17 protein-coding genes are annotated in these 20,356 nt (G+C 62.7%); 8 read left to right on the top strand and 9 right to left on the bottom strand.

Annotated features, from left to right (window positions below):
• Nucleotides 1-61: 61 nt before the first annotated feature.
• Nucleotides 62-952, bottom strand: coding sequence for a LysR family transcriptional regulator (locus tag AC1DYC_RS07255; protein WP_477405046.1), 891 nt, complete (start codon nucleotides 950-952; stop codon nucleotides 62-64).
• A gap of 103 nt (nucleotides 953-1,055) precedes the next feature.
• On the opposite strand from AC1DYC_RS07255, the gene AC1DYC_RS07260 reads away from it, so the two are divergent.
• Entirely contained in the window at nucleotides 1,056-1,925 is an 870-nt protein-coding gene (locus tag AC1DYC_RS07260) for an NmrA/HSCARG family protein (RefSeq protein ID WP_477405048.1), read from the top strand.
• Between the two features lie 134 nt (nucleotides 1,926-2,059).
• On the opposite strand, the gene AC1DYC_RS07265 is transcribed toward AC1DYC_RS07260, so the two are convergent.
• The 5 genes from AC1DYC_RS07265 to AC1DYC_RS07285 all read right to left on the bottom strand — a co-directional run bounded on the left by AC1DYC_RS07265 (nucleotide 2,060) and on the right by AC1DYC_RS07285 (nucleotide 8,389).
• Nucleotides 2,060-2,437, bottom strand: a complete 378-nt coding sequence (locus AC1DYC_RS07265; protein ID WP_477405050.1) for a hypothetical protein — start codon at nucleotides 2,435-2,437, stop codon at nucleotides 2,060-2,062.
• A gap of 268 nt (nucleotides 2,438-2,705) precedes the next feature.
• Nucleotides 2,706-3,113, bottom strand: a complete 408-nt coding sequence (locus tag AC1DYC_RS07270) for a GFA family protein (protein ID WP_477405052.1) — start codon at nucleotides 3,111-3,113, stop codon at nucleotides 2,706-2,708.
• An 87-nt stretch (nucleotides 3,114-3,200) separates the two neighbouring features.
• Nucleotides 3,201-4,332, bottom strand: a protein-coding gene (gene prfB, locus AC1DYC_RS07275) for a peptide chain release factor 2 (protein WP_477405054.1) whose coding sequence is annotated in 2 segments (ribosomal slippage) — nucleotides 3,201-4,265 and nucleotides 4,267-4,332 — 1,131 coding nt in all. Because the reading frame shifts where the segments join, the coding sequence is not laid out codon by codon here.
• Between the two features lie 127 nt (nucleotides 4,333-4,459).
• A complete protein-coding gene (locus tag AC1DYC_RS07280; protein WP_477405056.1) occupies nucleotides 4,460-6,916 on the bottom strand; it encodes a penicillin-binding protein 1A in 2,457 nt (818 codons plus the stop codon).
• 213 nt (nucleotides 6,917-7,129) lie between these two features.
• Complete coding sequence (locus AC1DYC_RS07285) at nucleotides 7,130-8,389, bottom strand: N-acetylmuramoyl-L-alanine amidase (protein ID WP_477405058.1); 1,260 nt, start codon at nucleotides 8,387-8,389, stop codon at nucleotides 7,130-7,132.
• Between the two features lie 649 nt (nucleotides 8,390-9,038).
• On the opposite strand from AC1DYC_RS07285, the gene AC1DYC_RS07290 reads away from it, so the two are divergent.
• Complete coding sequence (locus tag AC1DYC_RS07290) at nucleotides 9,039-11,993, top strand: Rne/Rng family ribonuclease (protein WP_477405060.1); 2,955 nt, start codon at nucleotides 9,039-9,041, stop codon at nucleotides 11,991-11,993.
• A 369-nt stretch (nucleotides 11,994-12,362) separates the two neighbouring features.
• Here the strand turns inward: AC1DYC_RS07290 and AC1DYC_RS07295 are convergent, their stop codons facing one another.
• Both AC1DYC_RS07295 and AC1DYC_RS07300 read right to left on the bottom strand, forming a co-directional pair.
• Nucleotides 12,363-13,292 (bottom strand): glutaminase, encoded by a 930-nt coding sequence (locus tag AC1DYC_RS07295; RefSeq protein ID WP_477405062.1) that lies wholly within the window; start codon nucleotides 13,290-13,292, stop codon nucleotides 12,363-12,365.
• A gap of 11 nt (nucleotides 13,293-13,303) precedes the next feature.
• The gene (locus AC1DYC_RS07300; protein WP_477405064.1) at nucleotides 13,304-14,452 is read right to left on the bottom strand and encodes a pyridoxal phosphate-dependent aminotransferase; all 1,149 of its coding nucleotides are present in this window, start codon (nucleotides 14,450-14,452) and stop codon (nucleotides 13,304-13,306) included.
• Nucleotides 14,453-14,607: 155 nt separating this feature from the next.
• Here AC1DYC_RS07300 and AC1DYC_RS07305 point away from each other — a divergent pair, with 155 nt between their 5' ends.
• From AC1DYC_RS07305 to aat, 6 genes are all read left to right on the top strand, one after another.
• On the top strand, nucleotides 14,608-16,020 hold the full coding sequence (locus AC1DYC_RS07305) for a M48 family metalloprotease (protein ID WP_477306296.1): 1,413 nt from the start codon (nucleotides 14,608-14,610) through the stop codon (nucleotides 16,018-16,020).
• A gap of 57 nt (nucleotides 16,021-16,077) precedes the next feature.
• Nucleotides 16,078-16,881 (top strand): DsbA family protein, encoded by an 804-nt coding sequence (locus AC1DYC_RS07310; RefSeq protein ID WP_477405066.1) that lies wholly within the window; start codon nucleotides 16,078-16,080, stop codon nucleotides 16,879-16,881.
• A 150-nt stretch (nucleotides 16,882-17,031) separates the two neighbouring features.
• Entirely contained in the window at nucleotides 17,032-17,466 is a 435-nt protein-coding gene (aroQ, locus tag AC1DYC_RS07315) for a type II 3-dehydroquinate dehydratase (RefSeq protein ID WP_112564337.1), read from the top strand.
• A gap of 26 nt (nucleotides 17,467-17,492) precedes the next feature.
• Entirely contained in the window at nucleotides 17,493-17,957 is a 465-nt protein-coding gene (accB, locus tag AC1DYC_RS07320; RefSeq protein WP_477405068.1) for an acetyl-CoA carboxylase biotin carboxyl carrier protein, read from the top strand.
• A gap of 10 nt (nucleotides 17,958-17,967) precedes the next feature.
• Nucleotides 17,968-19,311, top strand: a complete 1,344-nt coding sequence (accC, locus tag AC1DYC_RS07325; RefSeq protein WP_112392211.1) for an acetyl-CoA carboxylase biotin carboxylase subunit — start codon at nucleotides 17,968-17,970, stop codon at nucleotides 19,309-19,311.
• A gap of 12 nt (nucleotides 19,312-19,323) precedes the next feature.
• The gene (gene aat / locus AC1DYC_RS07330; protein ID WP_477267686.1) at nucleotides 19,324-19,941 is read left to right on the top strand and encodes a leucyl/phenylalanyl-tRNA--protein transferase; all 618 of its coding nucleotides are present in this window, start codon (nucleotides 19,324-19,326) and stop codon (nucleotides 19,939-19,941) included.
• A gap of 25 nt (nucleotides 19,942-19,966) precedes the next feature.
• On the opposite strand, the gene AC1DYC_RS07335 is transcribed toward aat, so the two are convergent.
• Nucleotides 19,967-20,353, bottom strand: a complete 387-nt coding sequence (locus AC1DYC_RS07335) for a hypothetical protein (protein ID WP_477405070.1) — start codon at nucleotides 20,351-20,353, stop codon at nucleotides 19,967-19,969.
• Nucleotides 20,354-20,356: the final 3 nt, after the last annotated feature.

A 20,356-nucleotide genomic window follows, 5' to 3' on the forward strand; every position in this document is an offset into this window, starting at 1 on the left:
GTCTGTCAGCAGGCTCTGATCGATCAAGCCGAGCGCCGCTCTGGCTGAAGCGGGGCTGTCATCACCTGCCAATGTAGGCGGCGAGTTCGTCCGGCGTCCCATTGGGGAAGGCCTGTTTTAGAAAATCCAGGAACGCCGACACGCGCGCGCTGAGCAGCCGCCGAGATGGGTAGAGCGTCCATAGAGAAATCTCGGGGCCGTCAATATCCCCCCAATTCACCAGTGTGCCGTCAGCCAAGTCGTGGGCCACCAACGAAATGGGAAGCCGTCCTGCGCCGACGCCGGCTCGCACCGCATCCCGGACCATGATGAGCGTTGACAAAACGAGAACAGGCTCGATTCTAATTGTTGACCGGCCACCTTGTGTCTTCACGTGCCATGTTTGCTGCTCGCCTGCACCGCGCGCAACGCCAGGAGCGGCGAGCCCGCCGGTCGGGAAGGGAAGTTCGGGGCTGGCTACAACGACCAGGCGGTCGCGAAGAAATGCTCGTCCGACCAGGCTTTCGTCGGGATCTGGATTGACTCGGATTACCAGATCGTAGCCTTCCTCGATCATGTCGACAGGCCGGTCCTCAGTCGTCACTTCAAGCTTCACCTCCGGATATTTGAGGGAAAAACCTGCAGCGATCCTCCCCATTGCGGTCTGCGAAAAATGTAAAGGTGCGCTGATCCGTAATCTGCCCTTGGGCCTCTGACCGCCCGAGGCAATCGCCGAAGCTGTCTCGTCCAGTTCGGCGAGCAACGCCCCCGTCCGCTCGAAGAGCGCCCGTCCTTCCTCGGTGAGCTTCAGGTTACGCGCACCCCGTTCAAACAGGCGCAACTCAAGACTGCTTTCCAATTCTCCAACGCGCCGGGACAGCGTTGCCTTGGGACGACCAGTGGCCCTTGCCGCTTTGCCGAAGCCACCATGGCGGGCAACGAGATTGAAATCGGTGAGGGCAAGAAGATCCATGAGTGTCCCGCCAGTGAGACGATGTGTCTAAAATTTCCGTCTACTGGACTCTTTGTGAGCCACACATATTGGCCCTGTCAACCAACCTCACTGGAGAAATTTCATGACCATTCTCGTTACCGGCGCCACGGGCAATATTGGCCGCCAAGTCGTCGAACACCTCGCCAAGCGCGGCGCCGATGTCCGTGCTCTCGTCCGCGATCCGTCCAAGGCCAGCTTCCCGGCAGGCGTATCCGTCGTGCAAGGCGACTTTCTCGATGTCGACTCGCTGCGCAAAGCCATGTCCGGGGTTTCCACGCTGTTCCTCCTGAACGCCGTGGTACCGGATGAATTCACCCAGGCTTTGATCGCGCTGAACATCGCCCGATCGGCCGGCATCGAGCGCATCGTCTATCTGTCGGTGATCCACGCTGACGTCTATGTGAACGTGCCGCATTTCGCAGGCAAGTTCGGCGTCGAGCGAATGATCGAGCAGATGGACCTCAAGGCTACGATCTTGCGCCCGGCCTACTTCATCCAGAACGATCTGACGATCGAAGACATCATCACCGGCTACGGCACCTACCCAATGCCGATCGGTGCCAAGGGTCTCGCCATGATCGACGCCCGTGACATCGCCGAGATCGCCGCCCTTGAACTGCTGCGCCGCGAACAGTCCGCGGAGCCGCTCGCGCTCGACCGGATCAATCTCGTCGGTCCGCAGACACTGACCGGGATGGATATTGCCGCAATCTGGTCAGACGTGCTTGCCCGCCCGATCAGCTACAGCGGCGACAATACGGAGGGCTTTGAGCAAAATCTCAAGCAGTTCCTGCCCGCCTGGATGGCCTACGACATGCGCCTGATGGGCGAGCGCTTCTTCACCGAAGGGATGCTGCCCGAGGTCGGCGACGTCGAGCGCCTGACGGCACTTCTGGGCCGCCCGCTGCGCCAATATCGCGACTTCGCATCAGCAGTCGTTGCGTCCGTCTGACGCAAGCACAGAAACACCTAATACTGAGAAGCGCTGCCAGCGTCATGGATGGCCCCCACGTCACGTGCCAGCCTTCTCAGCAAGAAAGCTTGTAGAACTATGGCCTACCTTCCGATGAACTTTGTCGACAGAAGTCAGTAGGATCGCGGCGGCACGAACAGGCAGATCGTCTTGCCGGCGTCGAGACCGGCCTGGTGCGCACACCAGTGGAAATCGCCGTCCGGGCTATCCTTGACGCGCTTGTCGCTCATCGGAACGACCTCGCCCGTTCCGGCGATGACATAGCCCTCGGGCTTTTCCAGCACCTCGCCCGTATGGGTGGTGCGGCAGTCATAGTTGGCGCAGCAGGCGAAGGGATAACTCCAGCCTTGCGGTTTCGCAGCCGTCGGCTTGGCGTCATGCGCGAAGGCGGGTGCGGTCAGCACCGCGATCGCGCCGATCACGAACAGGGAAAACAGAAGTCGGCCAGCCGGTTGAACGGCTCTGGCCGATCGGACTATGGCAGCAGACATGGAAACGTTCCTTTCAAGCGAGCATCAAGCATTTGCTTGCCCGTTCTTGGAACGTGTCTTCCCAGTGGCCGAATCGTCAGCTCGCAGATATGCCGCGCCCGGCCATAAATGCTTTTTCACCCCTCAGCCCGAGATGCTGGGCTGATTCCTTGGTCGGCGCAAGAAGTGCATAGGTCCTACAGTGCCGCACCCCGCGCGCCGACATCTGCCGTCCAAAAGGGTGCGCCGGCTTGGTTAACGAATGGTTAACGGGGTAACCCAAGAGGCGTTAGCCGTCGGAGGCGTGCCCTTCATATTGCGGCAGGTCGTCGGCGATGGTGAACCACGGCGCCTTGGAGCCGACGAAAATATGCGCGGTCGGCCGGATCGTCGGATCGTCGACCAGCGTGCCCATGGCGACATGGACATAGGCGCCGTCGCGGACCAGCGAATACAGCAACGAGCCGCAGCGGCTGCAATGCGCATCGTGGCCGCTGTCGTCGCCGAAATGGATGAGGCCGTGATGCCCCTCGGCAAGGGCGAACTTGCCGCGCTCGATGCCGGCGAACGGCTTGAAGGCCGACCCTGTGGTGCGCCGGCAGTTCGAACAATGACAGTTCGCGGCATAGACGAATTCGTCCGCCACCTCATAATGGACCGCGCCGCAAAAGCATTTGCCGGTGAGCTTGCGAACCATGGTTCCTCCTTCGCTCCCCGCCCAAGGATATGCTCAGGCCCGGCCGAAACGCCTCATGCCGGCCGATCCCGCCTGAGCCTGCATGACTTAATCGAGGTCGACCACCGCTTCGCCAGCACCACCTTCGATGCGCTGCGACAGCGAGGCTTCCATGAAGTCGTCGAGATCGCCGTCGAGCACGCTCGACGGGCTGGTGCTCTCGACGCCGGTGCGCAGGTCCTTCACCAACTGGTAGGGCTGCAGCACATAGGAGCGGATCTGGTGGCCCCAGCCGATGTCGCTCTTCGACGCCTCGGTGGCGTTGGCCACCGCTTCACGCTTCTTCAGCTCTTCCTCGTAGAGGCGCGAGCGCAGCATTTCCCAGGCCTTCGCCTTGTTCTTGTGCTGCGAGCGCTCTGCCTGGCAGGCGACCGCAATGCCGGTGGCGATATGGGTAATGCGGACGGCCGAGTCGGTCGTGTTGACGTGCTGGCCGCCCGAACCGGACGAACGGTAGGTGTCGATACGCACGTCGGATTCCGAAACATCGATCTCGATCCTGTCATCGACGACCGGATAGACCCAGATGCTGGAGAAGGACGTATGGCGGCGCGCATTGCTGTCATAGGGCGAAATGCGCACCAGGCGGTGGACGCCCGATTCGGTCTTCAACCAGCCATAGGCATTGTGACCCTTGATCAAGAGCGTAGCGGACTTGATGCCGGCCTCTTCGCCGTCATGGACTTCCAGCACTTCGACCTTGAAGCGGCGGCGTTCGGCCCAGCGCGTATACATGCGCAGAAGCATCGAGGCCCAGTCCTGGCTCTCGGTGCCGCCGGCGCCGGCGTGGACTTCCAGATAGGTGTCGTTGGCGTCGGCTTCACCCGACAGCAGCGTCTCGACCTGGCGGGCCTTGGCCTCGCCCTGCATCGAGCGGATGGCGGCTTCGGCCTCGGCGACGACGCTTTCGTCGCCCTCTTCCTCGCCAAGCTCGATCAGGCCGATATTGTCTTCCAGCGCCTGGGTCAGGCCCTTGACCGCCGCGATGCCTTCTTCGAGGCCCTGGCGCTCGCGCATCAGCTTTTGCGCTTCCAGCGGTTCGTTCCAGAGGCTGGCGTCCTCGGCCCGCACATTCAGGTATTCAAGCCGCTTTATGGCCTGATCCCAGTCAAAGATGCCTCCTCAGCAGGGTTATCGCCTGCCTGATCTCATCGACAATGTTCTGCGTTTCCGCGCGCATGGCTGGTTGTTCTGTCCTGTTTTTGAAATGGCGCTTGGGTCGGCGCGATACATAGGCACGGCACCGCCGCCTGTAAAGCGAAATGGGCCGGCTCAACAAGCCGGCCCATTTTCAAATTCACATGATGTCAGTAAAGGCCGCCGCCAGGCGCCTGGATGGCTTCCGTCGCCTGCGGCGACAGCGGTCCGCCGGCGCCATTGGAGCCGTCGGCGCCCATGCCGATCACCCAATAGCTGTCGGCGGGGCCGGTGCCGGGCTTGAAGGCTTCGATGATGGTGCCGGGATCGCCCGACGCGGCACGCATGCCGGTCTTGCGGTTGATGGCGACCAGGTTCATGCCTTCCGGCACCTTGAAGTCGACATTGGGCGTGCCGTCCAGCGCCACACGCATGAAGTCCTTGAAGATAGGCGCCGCCAGGCCACCACCGGTCGCGCCCTTGCCAAGCCCTTTCGGCGTGTCGTAGCCCATATAGAGGCCGACGACGAGGTTCGGCGTATAGCCGATGAACCAGGCGTCCTTCTCATCATTGGTCGTGCCGGTCTTGCCGGCAATGTGACGGCCAAGTTCGGCGATGGTGGCGCCGGTGCCGCGCTGGACGACGCCTTCCATCATCGAGGTGATCTGGTAGGCGGTCATCGGGTCGAGCACCTGCTCGGAATTGTCGACCAGTTCCGGTTCGGGTTGGTTGTTCCATTCGGTCGCATTGCAGCCTTCGCAGCCGCGCTCATCCTGCTTGAACACCGTCTTGCCGTAGCGGTCCTGAATGCGGTCGATAAGCGACGGTTTGATCGACTTGCCGCCATTGGCCATGATCGAATAGGCCGACACCATGCGCATCACGGTCGTCTCGCCGGAACCCAGCGCCATCGGCAGGTACGGCGCCAGATGGTCGTAGACGCCGAAGCGCTCGGCATATTCCACCACCAGCTTCATGCCCATGTCGTTGGCCAGCCGCACCGTCATAAGGTTGCGCGACTTTTCGATGCCGGAGCGCAACGTCGCGGGACCGGCCACCGTGCCGTCATAGTTCTTCGGCGTCCAGGTCGTGTTGCCGCTCTGGATGGTGATCGGCCCGTCCATGATCACCGAGGCCGGCGTATAGCCATTGTCGAGCGCAGCTGAATAGACGATCGGCTTGAACGACGATCCGGGCTGGCGCATCGCCTGCGTGGCGCGATTGAATTCCGACTGCGCATAGGAGAAGCCGCCGACCATGGCCAGCACGCGGCCGGTATGTGGATCCATGKCGATCAGGCCGCCCTCCACTTCCGGCACCTGGCGCAAGGTGTAGGCGCCTTCCGAACCTTCGTTTTTCTGCACGAAGATGACATCGCCCGGCTGCAGCACGTCGGCTGGCGACTTGGCTTTGACCGTCTTGCCGTCGACCACATGGCGCATGGCAAAGCTCATGTCTTCCTTGCTGACGGTGCCTTCGACGCGTTCCTTGGCGATTTCGCCTGAAATCTGCCGCGTCGGCTGCAGGCCGATGGAAAGGCCGGTCTCCGAGCTGTCGAGCACGACGGCAAGCGACCATTCCGGCACGTCTTCCAGCCCCTTGACGGCGCCCAGCGCCACGCCCCAGTCACCGGAAGCGTCGATATGCGTCACCGGTCCGCGATAGCCGCGCAGCGTATCGTATTTGAGCAAGCCGTTCTGCATCGACTTGCGGGCGATGAGCTGGATCTTCGGATCGAGCGTCGTGCGCACCGACAGGCCGCCCTCATAGAGCGCGTTCTCGCCATAGCGTGAGATGATCTGGCGGCGCACTTCCTCGGTGAAATACTCGCCCGCAAACAGATAGGAGCCGTTGCGGCGCGGCGTCACGCCGAGCGGCTCGGCCTTGGCCTTGTCGCCTTCCTCGCGCGTCACATAGCCATTCTCGACCATCTGGTCGATGACCCAGTTGCGGCGCTCGATGGCGCGGTCGGCGTGCTTGAAGGGATGGTAGTTGTTGGGCCCCTTCGGCAGCGACGCCAGGTAGGCGGCTTCCGCGACGGTGAGTTCGTTGACCGACTTGTCGAAATAAGTCAGCGCCGCGCCCGCCACGCCATAGGCGCCGAAGCCGAAGAATATCTCGTTGAGGTAGAGCTCGAGGATGCGGTCCTTCGAATAGGCCTGCTCGATGCGGAAGGCCAGGATCATCTCCTTGATCTTGCGCTCATAGGTCTGGTCCGAGGACAGCAGGAAGTTCTTTGCCACCTGCTGGGTGATGGTCGAGGCGCCGACCTGGCGCCTGCCCGAGCCCACATTCTGCAGGTTGACGTAGATGGCGCGGCCAAGCCCGGTGATGTCGATGCCGGGATGGTTGTAGAAATTCTTGTCCTCGGCCGACAGGAACGCCGCCTTGACCCGGTCTGGAACCGCCTGGATCGGCAGATAGAGCCGCCGTTCGCGCGCATATTCTGCCATCAGCGAGCCGTCGGAGGCATGGATGCGGGTCGTCACCGGCGGCTCGTATTTGGCCAGCACTTCGTAGTCGGGCAGGTCCTTCGCCAGATGGCTGATGTATATCGCCACGCCCGCGGCAACCAGAAGCGCCAGCGTCGTGCCGATACCAAAGAAATAGCCGATGAGACGAATCATGCCCGCTCCAGTCCGAGGTTCGGGAATTTCCTAGACGAAGCCGCCTTTCGCGCAAGCCTTCGCAACGGTCCCGATCCGTGATGGAAAACCCATGTCGCCACCATGTGGACAAAATGGGGCAGCGCCCGATTTCTGCATCCCCCACCGGAAATAAAAGCGTCCGGTGTTGTCGTCGTGCAACGCTGCCTCTGGTTGTAGGCGGCGTCGGCCACCTCAGCCTCCGGTTCCCGTTTCCATCTTGGCGGAGGCAAACAAAGCGACGGCGTTGGTGATGCTCTGCGCCGCCTTGCCGCGCCAGTCGGCGTCGAGTAGCTGCGCCTCGTCCTTGGCGTTGGAGAGATAGCCGAGTTCGACCAGCACCGACGGCACATCGGGCGCCTTCAGCACCTTGAAGCCTGCCGAGCGCTGCGGATTGTTGATCAGGCCGACGCTGGTGGACAGCTGGCCGACCAGCGTGTGGGCAAAGCTCATCGAGAAATTATGCGTCTCGCGGCGGATCAGGTCGATCAGTATGTCGGTGACTTCCTTGTTGTCGTCCTTGATCACCATGCCGGCGAACTGGTCGGATAGGTTTTCGCGATCGGCCAGCGCCTGCGCTTCCGGGTCGGATGCCTTGTCGGAGACGGTGTAGACGGTGGCCCCTCTGATACCCTTGACGCTGATCGTATCGGCATGGATCGAGATCAAAAGGTCGGCCTCGTGCTGGCGAGCGATGCGCACGCGGTCATCGAGCCGCAGGAATTCGTCGGTCTCGCGCGTCATGAACACGTCGTAGTTGCCGACGGCGGCGAGCTTGTCGCGCAATTCGGTGGCGAAGGCGAGCGTGACGTTCTTCTCGATGGTGCCGTTGAGGCCTTCGGCGCCGCCATCAATGCCGCCGTGGCCCGGATCGATGACCACGGTAAAGCGATGACCCGGATTGGAGATCGGCCCGGTGCCGACCCTGGCGCCCTTGTCGGTGGAGACGGTCGAGCCGGTGGTCAGCGCCTGGTTCGCGAGCGCTTCATCGAACTCACGGTCGGAGGCCGCCGACATGTCGATGGCGATGCGGTAGCCGGTTCCGTCATCATTCTTGAGCACGTCGAGCTTGTCGACCGAGAACGGCCCCTTGCCGGTGAGGATCAGCCGCGATCCCTCGCCCTGATCGCCATAACGGACCGCTTTGACCAGGCCGCGCGCCTTGGCGTCCTTCGCGCTGATGGCGAATCGTGTGCGCGGCAGGTCGACGACCAGCCGGTTGGGGCCGCGCAGCAGGAACCATTTGATATCGGGCTCGCGGTCGAAATCGATGACGATGCGCATCTTGGTGGCGTCGCCCGCCATCTTGTAGGCGGTGGCGCCGAGCGGCGCATCGGCCGCGCGTGAAAACGGCGCAAAACCGAGGCACAGCGCCAGCAACAAAAGCACACCGGCAGCGCGCAGCAAAAGGCCTGCACGGCCATGGCCCTTGTCTGTGGTGCCCGCCAGTCCCATCTCTTTGCAGTCGCTCCCGGTTTGGCGCCTTGCGCCCGCGTGGTTGGTCGGAATGCCGGTCAGGTCGCAGACTCGATTAACGATTGGTATCCAGAGAAGGTTAACCAAGCCTTTTCATTGAGGATTGAGGCCTGAGCTTCCCCTACGGCACTGCTTTTTGCCGGCATCCGAAATCGGGGTTGCCTTCCACCCCGTCAAATCATAAAAGCGATGGTGGATCACTGCAATCCTGGAACCGCTTCTCCCGCAGCTTCCTGCTACAGGTCAGATGAAAGGCGGCTCCTTTCGCTTCCAGCGAAAAGGCTTCAGGTGATCGCGACGAATTTCGCAGGTGTGCGCCCGTGGCGGGGGAATCGCCTGCGTGAGGAAAACGGCCGGGTTTGTTCCCGTGCCGGCTCTGTATGAGCAAACAAGCTGGTCCGGTTCGTCCGGGCTTTGGTTCAAAAGGTTCTGCTGGTGACGATGGCTTCAAGCGCAATCATGGAAAGGTCCGCATCAAACCGCGCCATTTTGGCTGCGGGCGGCACCGCCATGGCGCTCAAGCGGCGGCCAGCAACCATCAAGACATCCGGCACCCACATCACAGACACGCAGCAGCGGGCTTTGCCTTGCAGGCTGCGGCTGGCGGCTGCCGGGGGGAAACGAAATAATGCCCAACAAAATGCTGATAGACGCCTCCCACCCGGAGGAAACACGCGTTGTCGTTATCCGCGGTAACCGTATCGAAGAATTCGACTTTGAATCCCAGGACAAGAAGCAGCTCAAAGGAAACATCTATCTCGCCCGCGTAACGCGCGTCGAACCGTCCCTTCAGGCAGCCTTTGTCGAATATGGCGGCAACCGTCACGGTTTCCTCGCCTTCAGTGAAATACACCCCGACTATTACCAGATCCCGGTCGCCGACCGTCAGGCTTTGCTGCGCGCCGAAGCGCAGGAAGCCGAGGACGAGGAGAACGAGGACAATGACGGCGACGACCGCCAGAGCCGCGATCGCGGCCGGCGGGGCCGTCGGCGCGGCGGCAAAGGCCGCGAGCGGGGCGAACACAAGCGCGACGCCGGCAGCGATGATGAAGGCGGCGAACACGGCGATGCCGGCAGCGAGGCTGTCGCCGAAGAGCCTGCTTCCGAACATGCCGCGGCCGATACTGCCGGACATGACGATCACGCCGGGCACGGCGACAGCGAAACCTCCGATACGTCCGAGACCGAACCGTCCGAAGGCGGCCCGACATCGATCGCGGCAAGCGTCGAAGCCGATGTGATCTCCGAAGCCGTTCCAACAGTTGAGACCGGTGACGAAGCGCCGTCCAACGAGGCAAGCAGCGAAGCCGCGTCCGCCGACCACAGCGGCGAAGCCACCTCCAGCGACAATGATCGCGGCATGCTGGAAGAGGTGCAGTCCTCGCATCCCGACGACCACGAAATCGAATCGGTCGGCGCCGAGGATGCGCTGGAAGAAGTGCGCAACCGCCGCAAGCCGGTGCGCCGCCAGTACAAGATCCAGGAAGTCATCAAGCGTCGGCAGATCCTGCTGGTGCAGGTGGTCAAGGAAGAGCGCGGCAACAAGGGCGCGGCTCTCACCACCTATCTGTCGCTTGCCGGCCGCTATTCGGTGCTGATGCCCAACACGGCGCGCGGCGGCGGCATTTCGCGCAAGATCACCAGCGCGGTCGACCGCAAGCGCCTCAAGGAAGTCGTCGCCGATCTCGAAGTGCCGCAGGGCATGGGCGTCATCCTGCGCACCGCCGGCGAGAGCCGCACCAAGGCCGAGATCAAGCGCGACTACGAATATCTGATGCGGCTTTGGGAAAACGTCCGCAATCTGACGCTGCAATCCACCGCCCCTGCCCTCGTTTACGAGGAAGGCAGCCTGATCAAGCGCTCGGTGCGCGACCTCTACAACAAGGATATCGACGAGATTCTTGTCTCCGGCGAGGAAGGCTATCGCGAGGCCAAGGACTTCATGCGCATGCTGATGCCGAGCCACGCCAAGGTGGTTCAGCCGTTCCGCGACACGACGCCGATCTTCGTGCGCAACGGCATCGAGGCGCAGCTCGACCGCATGCTGCAGCCGCAGGTGACGCTGAAGAGCGGCGGCTACATCATCATCAACCAGACCGAAGCGCTGGTCGCCATCGACGTCAATTCGGGCCGCTCCACCAAGGAGCACTCGATCGAAGACACCGCGCTCCACACCAACCTTGAAGCAGCGGAAGAAGTCGCTCGGCAGTTGAGGCTGCGCGATCTCGCCGGCCTGATCGTCATCGACTTCATCGACATGGAGGAGAACCGCAACAACCGCTCCGTCGAGAAGCGGCTGAAGGATCACCTCAAGAACGACCGGGCGCGCATCCAGGTCGGCCGCATCTCGCATTTCGGCCTGATGGAAATGTCGCGCCAGCGCATCCGCGCCAGCGTGCTGGAATCGACCATGAAGCCCTGCCCGCATTGCGGCGGCACCGGCCATGTGCGCTCCGACTCGTCGGTGGCGCTGATGGTGGTGCGGGCGATCGAGGAATTCCTGCTCAAGGATTCACGCAGCCACATCACGGTGCGGACGCCGGCAGCAACCGCGCTCTATGTGCTCAACCACAAGCGCGGCACCTTGGTGGAACTTGAAAGCCGCTTCGGCCTGACCATCACCATCGAAGCCGATGACACGGTCGGTGTGCAGCACTATGCGATCTTCCGCGGCGCCATTGCCGAAAAGCCGGAAGGCTTTGTCGAGCAGCGCAGCCTTCCCGCCTATGTCGAGCCGGAAGAGCCCGAGGACGAAATCGTCATCGAGGAGGAAGAAGACGAGGTTGTGGTGCAGGCCGAGCAGCCGCGCCAGGCGCAGCCGCAGTCTCAGCAGCAGCCGAGATCGGCCGAGGACGGCGAAGGCCGCGACCGCAAGCGCCGCAAGCGCCGCAGGCGGCGTGGCGGCAAGGATCGCGACCGCGAACACGGCGATCGCGAGCATGGCCCCGCGGCGGAAGGCGCTTCGGCCTCTGTCGCAAGCGACGACTTTGCCGCTAAGGCCGGCGACGACAATGCAGCACCGCACGACGAAGCCCCGGTTGGCGCCGTCGAAACCGTGGAAGCGTCGGATGACGCCCAGGGCAAGAAGCGCCGGCGCGGCAAGCGCGGTGGCAAGCGCAATCGCCGCGAAGACGGTGAAAGCACTGAGGCCGAGGCAGGCGAAACCGCTGACGTTTCGGTGGCCGATGCCACTGAAGCCGAAACGGCGGTAAGCGAGCCGGTCGCGGCGGTAGCGGTTGAAGAGGCTGCGGCTCCCGCCGCGGCGAACGACGACGCGCCAGCCGAAAAGCCGAAGAAGAAGCGCGCCTCGAGGGCGAAGAAGGCCGTAGCCGAAGTCTCCGCCGAGACGGTGGCCGAAGTGCCAGCTACTGCCCCGGTCGAGGAAGTCGCACCGGCCAAGGTGGAGACGCCTGCGCCTGTCGCTCCCTCCGAGGAGGAAGCGCCTGCTCGACCGACCCGGCGCAAGGCCGTCGCGGCGGATACCCCGGTCGTACCGGTGGTTTCCTCCAGCGTTGCCGACGAGGCCAAGGCCGAGGAAAAGCCGAAGCGTGCCGGCTGGTGGCAGCGAAAGGGCTTTTTCTAAGCTTTTCAGTCAGTTGAACTGATTACCTGACCAATAAAAATCCCGCGCCGTTCGAAAGACGGCGCGGGATTTTTGCTTCACTCATCGCTGAAATATGAATTCGTTGCTTCGCCCGCTAGCGGAGTTTCAGCACCTCGCCGTCCTTGTAAACCAAGGAGGCATCGTGATTAGCTCTTATATGTGCGCGAGCCTGCTTCCGGCAGGTTTCGTCAGTGTTGATCTGGCGCTCTACCCAGCGTCGCCAATGAGGGTCGGATAAGGCAATACGCTGCGCCTCGAGAAGGCTCACGCCATGGCGGGACCGAACCTCCTTGATATGCAATATCCAGCGATTCCGATCTTGCATGGCTGCTCGGCCCCTTGGTATCCCTACGGCGCGAAGATCGACCAGTTCATCATCCTCGCCAGTTTTTCCAGGGCGATCGACCCCAGCTTCGAATTGCCGTTGGCGTTCAAGCCCGGCGACCACACGGCGAGCGAGGCTACGCCCGGCACGATTCCCAATATGCCGCCGCCGACGCCGCTTTTGCCGGGAATGCCGACGCGGAAAGCGAAATCGCCGGAGCCGTCATAGTGGCCGCAGGTCAGCATCATGGCGCCGATGCGGCGTGCGCGCTCGGCCGACACCACGGAATGGCCGGTCGCCGGGTTCTTGCCGCCATTGGCGAGGAAGCGGCCGGCCAGCGCCAGTTGCCGGCAACTCATGGCGATGGCGCAATGGTGGAAGTAGACGCCCAGTGCAAGTTCCGGCGCGTGGTTGAGATTACCGAAGGATTTCATGTAGTTGGCGAGCGCGAAGTTGCGGTAGCCGGTGGCGCGTTCGGACGCCGCGACCTCGCGATCGATGATGATCGTCTCATCGTCGGCGAGGAACTGGATGAAGCGCAGGATCTCGCCAATCGCTTCGCGCGGCTGGTGGCCGGCAAGCAGGATGTCGGAGACGACGATGGCGCCGGCATTGATGAACGGATTGCGCGGAATGCCATTCTCATGCTCGAGCTGGACGATCGAGTTGAACGGATTGCCCGAGGGCTCACGCCCGACCCGCTGCCACAGCGCGTCGCCGACATTGCCGAGCGCCAGCGTCAGCGTGAAAACCTTTGAAATGCTCTGGATCGAAAACGCCTCGTCGGAATCGCCGGCGACCAGCACGCGGCCGTCATTGGTCACTGCCGCTATACCGAATTTCTTCGGATCGACCTTGCCGAGCTGCGGAATGTAGGTGGCGACGTCACCGCGATCGGTTCTCTCAGCCATCTCAGTGGCAACTTCGGCCAGCGCTTGTTCGAGTTCCGGCATTGTCATCCCCGCTATTTCAGCCAGCGCTCGATGCGCGCCATCGCCTCGACCATGTCGTCATGGCTGCCGGCATAGGAAAAGCGCATCGTGCGGTGTCCGGCCAGCGGATCGAAATCGCGGCCGGGCGTCGCCGCCACATGCGCCTCGGCCAGCATTTTGCGCGCAAAGGCCATGCTGTCATTGGTATGCCGGGTGACATCGCAAAAGGCGTAGAAGGCGCCGTCCATGGGGGCTGCCAGTGGAAATCCGAGCTCCGGCAGGCGCTGCATCAACAACTCGCGGTTCCAGGCGTAGCGCGCCTTCACCGCTTCCAGCTCTTCTGTCGCCTTGAAGGCTTCGATCGCCGCGATCTGCGACAGCTCCGGCGGCGAGATGTAGAGGCTTTGGGCGATGCGCTCGATTGGACGCACCAAGGCTTCCGGCAGCACCATCCAGCCGATGCGCCAGCCGGTCATGCAATAGTATTTCGAGAAGGAATTGATGACCGTCACGCCTGAGCCATAGGCCAGCGCCGTGGTGTCGGGCGCGGCATAGGCCAGCCGGTGATAGATTTCGTCCGATATCACCGCGATGCCGAGTTCCTCGGCTGTCCTCACCAGCGCCGAGAGCTCATCGGCGGGAATGACGGCGCCGGTCGGATTGGCCGGACTGGCGAACAGCACGCCTTTCAACGGTTTTTCGCGATGCACCGATTTCAAATGGTCGGCATGCAGATAGGCGTCGCTCCCGAGCTCGATCTCGACGATGTCGATGCCGAGCGCCGCCATGATGTTGCGATAGGCGGGATAGCCCGGCGCTGCGATGGCGACGCGGTCGCCCGGATCAAACATCGCCAGGAAGGCCAGATTGAAGGCTGCCGACGATCCCGTCGTCACGGCAATCCGGTTCGGCGCGACATCGATCCCGTAGTGATCGCCATAGTGTCCCGCGATCGCCTTGCGCAGGTCGGCCAGGCCGAGCGTGTCGGTATAACCGATGCGGCCGATCTTCAGCGCATTCGTTGCTGCTTCCCTGACCCCCACCGGCGCCGGATCGGACGGCTGGCCGACGGCCATGGACACGACAGACACGCCCGTCGCCTTCAGCCGGTTGGCCTCGGCCAGAATGTCCATGGCGTGAAACGGCTCGACTTCACCGCGGCGCGACAGCGAAACAACCATTTGACCTCACTCTTTCCGACCGATCCCGCCGCTCCAGGTCATCAACCCGGGTGGCAGCGCCGCACAAATGCCCGATTGATGTGGGGATCACAAGTTCAGCTAGTTTCGGTGCCGACTCTTTTCATCATTCGCCCGCTCGTTTACCAGTGGACCTCATGTTGAGCCGACCCAAATCGACGATTTCCAAATCTTCCATCGGGAAGACCGCGCGCGGGTTCGCGACGCTTTTGCTTGCCGCCGCCGTCGCAGTCTCCGGCTCGGTCACCGCCTTTGCGCAAGGTGTGCCCGTGGTGCGCGATGCCGAGATCGAGGCGCTGGTGCGCGACTATGCGCGGCCGATCTTCAAGGCGGCCGGCCTTGCCAATGACGGCGTCGATATCGTCCTGGTCAACGATCAGAGTTTTAACGCCTTCGTCACCGGGCGCCGGCTGTTCATCAACACCGGCGCGCTGATGCAGGCCGAAACGCCCAACGAGATCATCGGCGTCATCGCCCACGAGGCCGGTCACATCGCCGGCGGCCATCAGCAGAAATTGCGCGACCAGCTCGAGCGCGCCAAGACGATGGCCATCATCGCCACGCTGCTCGGCGCCGGCGCCATCGTTGCCGGTGCCACCACCAACAGCCGCGGCCTAGCCGGCGCCGGCATGGGTGTCGCCGCCGGCGGCGGTGAGATGGCGCAGCGCAGCATTCTCGCCTACCAGCGAACCGAAGAGTCGACCGCCGACCGCGCGGCCATCACTTATCTCAATGCCACCGGCCAGTCCGGCATGGGCATGCTGAAGACCTTCGCCCGCTTCCAGAACGCGCTGTCCCTGTCCGGCACGCAGGTCGATCCCTACCGGATCAGCCATCCCATGCCGCAGGAGCGCATCGCCAATCTTGAAGTGCTGGTCAAGCAGAGCCCCAATGTCGGCAAGGTCGATCCGCCGGCGCTGCAAGAGCGCCACGACATGATGCGCATCAAGATCGCCGCCTATATGGGCGGCCAGGCCGCGGCCACGCGGCTGATGCGCAAGAATCCGGGCAGCCTTGCATCGCGCTATGGCGAAGCGCAGATGGGCTATCTCTACGGCAATCTGGGCGCGGCACTGACCAAGACCAACGCCCTGATCAAGGAACAGCCGAAGAACCCCTATTTCCAGGAATTGCGCGGCGACATCCTGATGAAGGCCAACAAGCCGAAGGATGCCGCGGATGCCTATGCCAAGGCGGTCAGCCTCGATCCGGTGAAGTCCGGCCTGTTGCCGGTTTCCCTCGGCCAGGCGCTGATGGCTGTGGGCACGCCCGATTCGCTGAAGAAAGCGGTGGTGCAGATCAACAATGGTCTCGGCCGTGACAAGGAAAACAGCGACGGATACCGCTATCTGGCCCAGGCCTATGGCGAACTCGGCAACATCCCGGCGGCGGAGCTTGCCACCGCCGAGGGCCACTTCTATTCCGGCGACTACAAGAACGCGAAAATCTTTGCCATGCGCGCGCAAAAGGACCTGAAGCGCGGCGAGCCCGGCTGGATTCGCGCGCAGGACATTATAAACTACAACCCTTCAGGCAAACTCAAGAAGTGAACCTTTCAGTCGTCCGTAGCGACTAGGATAGACCGGAACCGGCAAGAGGATGAGACGATGAACAAGGCAATACTGCTCGGCAGCACGGGAGTGGCGGCCGCTCTTGCCATGCTGGCTTTCGGCTTCGTCGCCGGCAGCCCGCAGGCCGCCAAGGCCGATACAGCGCAGATCGTGCAGGTAGCGTCCTCGGACACCAAGATCGACCGTGCCGAGGTCGAGGGCATCATCCGCGACTATCTGCTGAAGAACCCTGAGGTTCTGCTTGAAGTGCAAGACGCGCTCGAGGCCAAGCAGAAGGAAGAGCAGCGGATCGCCGCCCTCGGCGTCATCACCAAGGCCAAGGATGAGATCTTCAACTCGTCCTTCGACGGCGTCGTCGGCAATCCGAAGGGCAAGGTCACCATCGTCGAGTTCTACGATTACAATTGCGGCTTCTGCAAACGCGCCATCGAGGACATGCGTGAACTGACAAAGTCCGATCCGGACCTGCGCTTCGTGCTCAAGGAATTCCCGATCCTCGGTCCGGATTCGCAGAAGGCCAGCGTCGTCTCGATGGCCTTCCACCTGATGAAGCCTGAGAAGTACGGCGAGTTCCACAATGCGCTGCTCGGCGGCCAGGGCCGCGCTACCGAGGCGGCGGCCATCAAGGTGGCGCTGTCGCTCGGCGCCGATGAGGCGCAGTTGCGCGAGAAGATGAAGGACCCGACCATCACCGAGGCCTTCTCCAAGACCTTCGACCTCGCCAACAAGCTGGCCATCACCGGAACGCCATCCTATGTGGTCGGCAACGAGGTGGTGTTCGGTGCGCTCGGCCAGGAAGTGCTGGCCGAAAAGATCGAGGCGGCGAAAGCCGCGCTCTGATCTTGCGTGCCAGCCTATCTCTCACCGGCACATTTCGGCCTGTTGTGGACAGTGAAAGATCGCACTTGCGCTCTTTCCGCGGGCGTCTATGCCCATTATAGAAGGCCCTGCGCGCCGGCTTGAGGCCGACGCCGGAAAAGGTCGGCATTTTTGAAAACGATTTTCGTCCTGAACGGTCCCAACCTGAACGCGCTTGGCAAGCGCGAGCCGGGCATTTATGGCGGCAAGACGCTTGCCGCGATCGCCGACGACTGCAAGCAGGCGGGCGCCGCACTTGGCCTCGAGATCGATTTTCGCCAGTCGAACCATGAGGGCGACCTCGTCGACTGGATCCAGGAAGCCGGCGACAAGGCTGCCGGCATCGTCATCAATCCGGGTGCCTACAGCCACACCTCGATCGCCATTCACGACGCCATCCGCGCCATCGCGCCGCTACCCGTCGCCGAAGTTCACCTCTCCAACATCCACGCGCGGGAACCATTCCGCCACGTCTCCATGGTCGCGCCGGTCGCTGTCGGCATGATCTGCGGGTTCGGGCCGCTTGGCTACTCGCTGGCGCTGCAGGCGCTGGCGGCACGCCTGTGACCGGCCAACAAACAGAAGGCTCGAAAATGTCGATAAAGAAGACCGGTGTTGACCAGCAACTGATCCGCGATCTGGCGGGCATACTGAACGACACCAACCTCACCGAGATTGAGGTCGAGCTCGGCGACCTGAAGGTGCGCGTATCGCGCCAGGCGCCGGCCGCCGTCCACGCCATTGCCGCCCCTCAAGCAGGCTATGCGCCGGCAGCGCAGCCCGCAGCAAGTGCTGGTGCCGCACCAGCGGCGGCCGATCCGTCGAAGAACGCGGTCCCCTCGCCGATGGTCGGAACCGCCTATCTCGCCCCCTCGCCCGACGCCAAGGCTTTCATCGAGGTCGGCACGAAGGTCAAGGAAGGCCAGACGCTGCTGATCATCGAGGCGATGAAGACGATGAACCAGATCCCTTCGCCGCGCGCCGGCACGGTGACGGCGATCCTGTTCGAGGACGGCCAGCCGGTCGAATACGGCATGCCGCTCGTCGTGATCGAGTAGAGCGGACCGGATGTTCCAGAAGATCCTCATCGCCAATCGCGGCGAAATCGCGCTTCGGGTGCTGCGCGCCTGCAAGGAACTCGGTATCCAGACCGTGGTGGTGCATTCGACCGCCGATGCGGACGCCATGCATGTCAGGCTTGCCGACGAGAGCGTGTGCATCGGCCCGCCGCCGTCGCGCGACAGCTATCTCAACATCCACCAGATCGTCGCCGCCTGCGAGATCACCGGCGCCGACGCCGTGCATCCGGGCTATGGCTTCCTGTCGGAGAACGCCAAGTTCGCCGACATCCTGGCCGCCCATAACATCACCTTCATCGGCCCGTCCGGTGACCATATCCGCATCATGGGCGACAAGATCGAGGCCAAGCGCACCGCAAAGCGGCTGGGCATCCCGGTGGTGCCCGGTTCCGACGGCGCGGTCACCGATCAGAAGGAAGCCAGGCGCATTGCCGCCGAGATCGGCTATCCCGTGATCATCAAGGCATCGGCGGGCGGTGGCGGGCGCGGCATGAAGGTCGCTCTTACCGAGGCCGACCTTGAGATCGCCCTGCAGACAGCGAGCACGGAAGCCGGTGCCGCCTTCGGTGACGATGCCGTCTACATCGAGAAATACCTGGAGAAGCCGCGCCACATCGAGGTGCAGGTGTTCGGCGACGGCGCCGGCCGCGGCGTGCATTTCGGCGAGCGCGACTGTTCGCTGCAGCGCCGTCACCAGAAAGTCTGGGAAGAGGCGCCCTCGCCGGCCCTCAACGCCGAGGAGCGCGCCCGCATCGGCGGTATCTGCGCCAAGGCGATCGCCGACCTCGGCTATTCCGGCGCCGGCACCATCGAGTTCCTTTATGAGAACGGCGAGTTCTACTTCATCGAGATGAACACGCGCCTGCAGGTCGAGCATCCGGTGACGGAAGCCATCACCGGCATCGATCTCGTGCATGAGCAGATCCGCGTCGCCTCCGGCGGAGGGCTTTCGGTGCGCCAGGAAGACATCAAGTTCAACGGCCATGCCATCGAATGCCGCATCAATGCCGAGGATCCGCGCACCTTCACGCCTTCGCCCGGCACGATCACGCATTTCCACACGCCTGGCGGCCTCGGCATTCGCGTCGATTCCGGTGTCTATTCCGGCTACAAGATCCCACCCTATTACGACAGCCTGATCGGCAAGCTGATTGTGCATGGCCGCAACCGCGTCGAGTGCATGATGCGGCTGCGCCGGGCGCTCGACGAATTCGTCGTCGACGGCATCAAGACGACGCTGCCGCTGTTTCGCGACCTCGTCGGCAATGCCGACATCGCCAATGGCGACTACGACATCCACTGGCTGGAAAAGTATCTGGCCAAAGAGGAATAGCACAAAGACGCGATGACCCGCCCCTACGCGCCCGGCTATCGCATCCCGACCGACCTATTGCTCAAGGCCTATGCCTCGGGCGTCTTCCCGATGGCCGAGAGCGCTTCCGACCCGGAAGTGTTCTGGGTCCGGCCGGAGACGCGCGGCATCATCCCGCTCGATGGTTTTCACACGCCGAAGAGCCTGAAGAAGACGATCCGCAAGCACCCGTTCGATATCCGCTTCGACTTCGATTTCGAGGCGACGATCGACGGCTGCGCCGAAAAGCGCGAGGAGCGCCGCTCGACCTGGATCAACGCGCCGATCCGCGAAGCCTATGTCGAGCTGCATCGTCTCGGGCATTGCCATTCGGTCGAGGCCTGGCGGGAGGAACGGCTGGTCGGCGGCCTCTATGGCGTCTCGCTCGGCCGGGTGTTCTTCGGTGAAAGCATGTTCGCCCGGGAAACGGACGCCTCCAAGACCTGCCTCTATCATCTGGTCGAGCGGCTGAAGGCACGTGGCTTCGCGCTGCTCGACACACAATTCACCACCGAACACCTCAAGCGTTTCGGCGCGGTCGACGTGCCGCGTGGCAAATACGAGAAGATGCTGGCCGACGCGCTGAAGGGCGAAGCGGTTTTTTATCCTTGACCGGAGAGGCTGCTGCCGAGCCTGATCAGCTTTTCGCAGCAGCATCCATCGGTGTCTGCGAATGGAACATCATCTTCCAGCCGTTGACCCGGTGGACATAGCCGGTGCTGACCAGCGCTGCGTAGGGTTCGCCGTTTTCGCGTGTCGCATGAGCCTCGTAAGTCAGCATGATGATATCGCTGCCGGGCTCGATGATGCCTTTGAGGTCGATCTGCAGATCGCGCCAACGGTTGGGCTTGGTTGCGGTCTTGGCGAGATCGGCATTGTCCATCGCCTTTGCCATCTTCGGGAACGCTACAAGGCATTCTGTGTCGGCATTGGCGGCGTAGTAAGCTTCGTCGCCCGTCCAGAACCCCTTTTCGAGCTCGAGCAGGTCGTTCTTGCTGGCAGTAATCCGCTTGCTGTCTGACATCAG

It is taken from the genome of Mesorhizobium sp. P2_E7 (assembly GCF_056403855.1).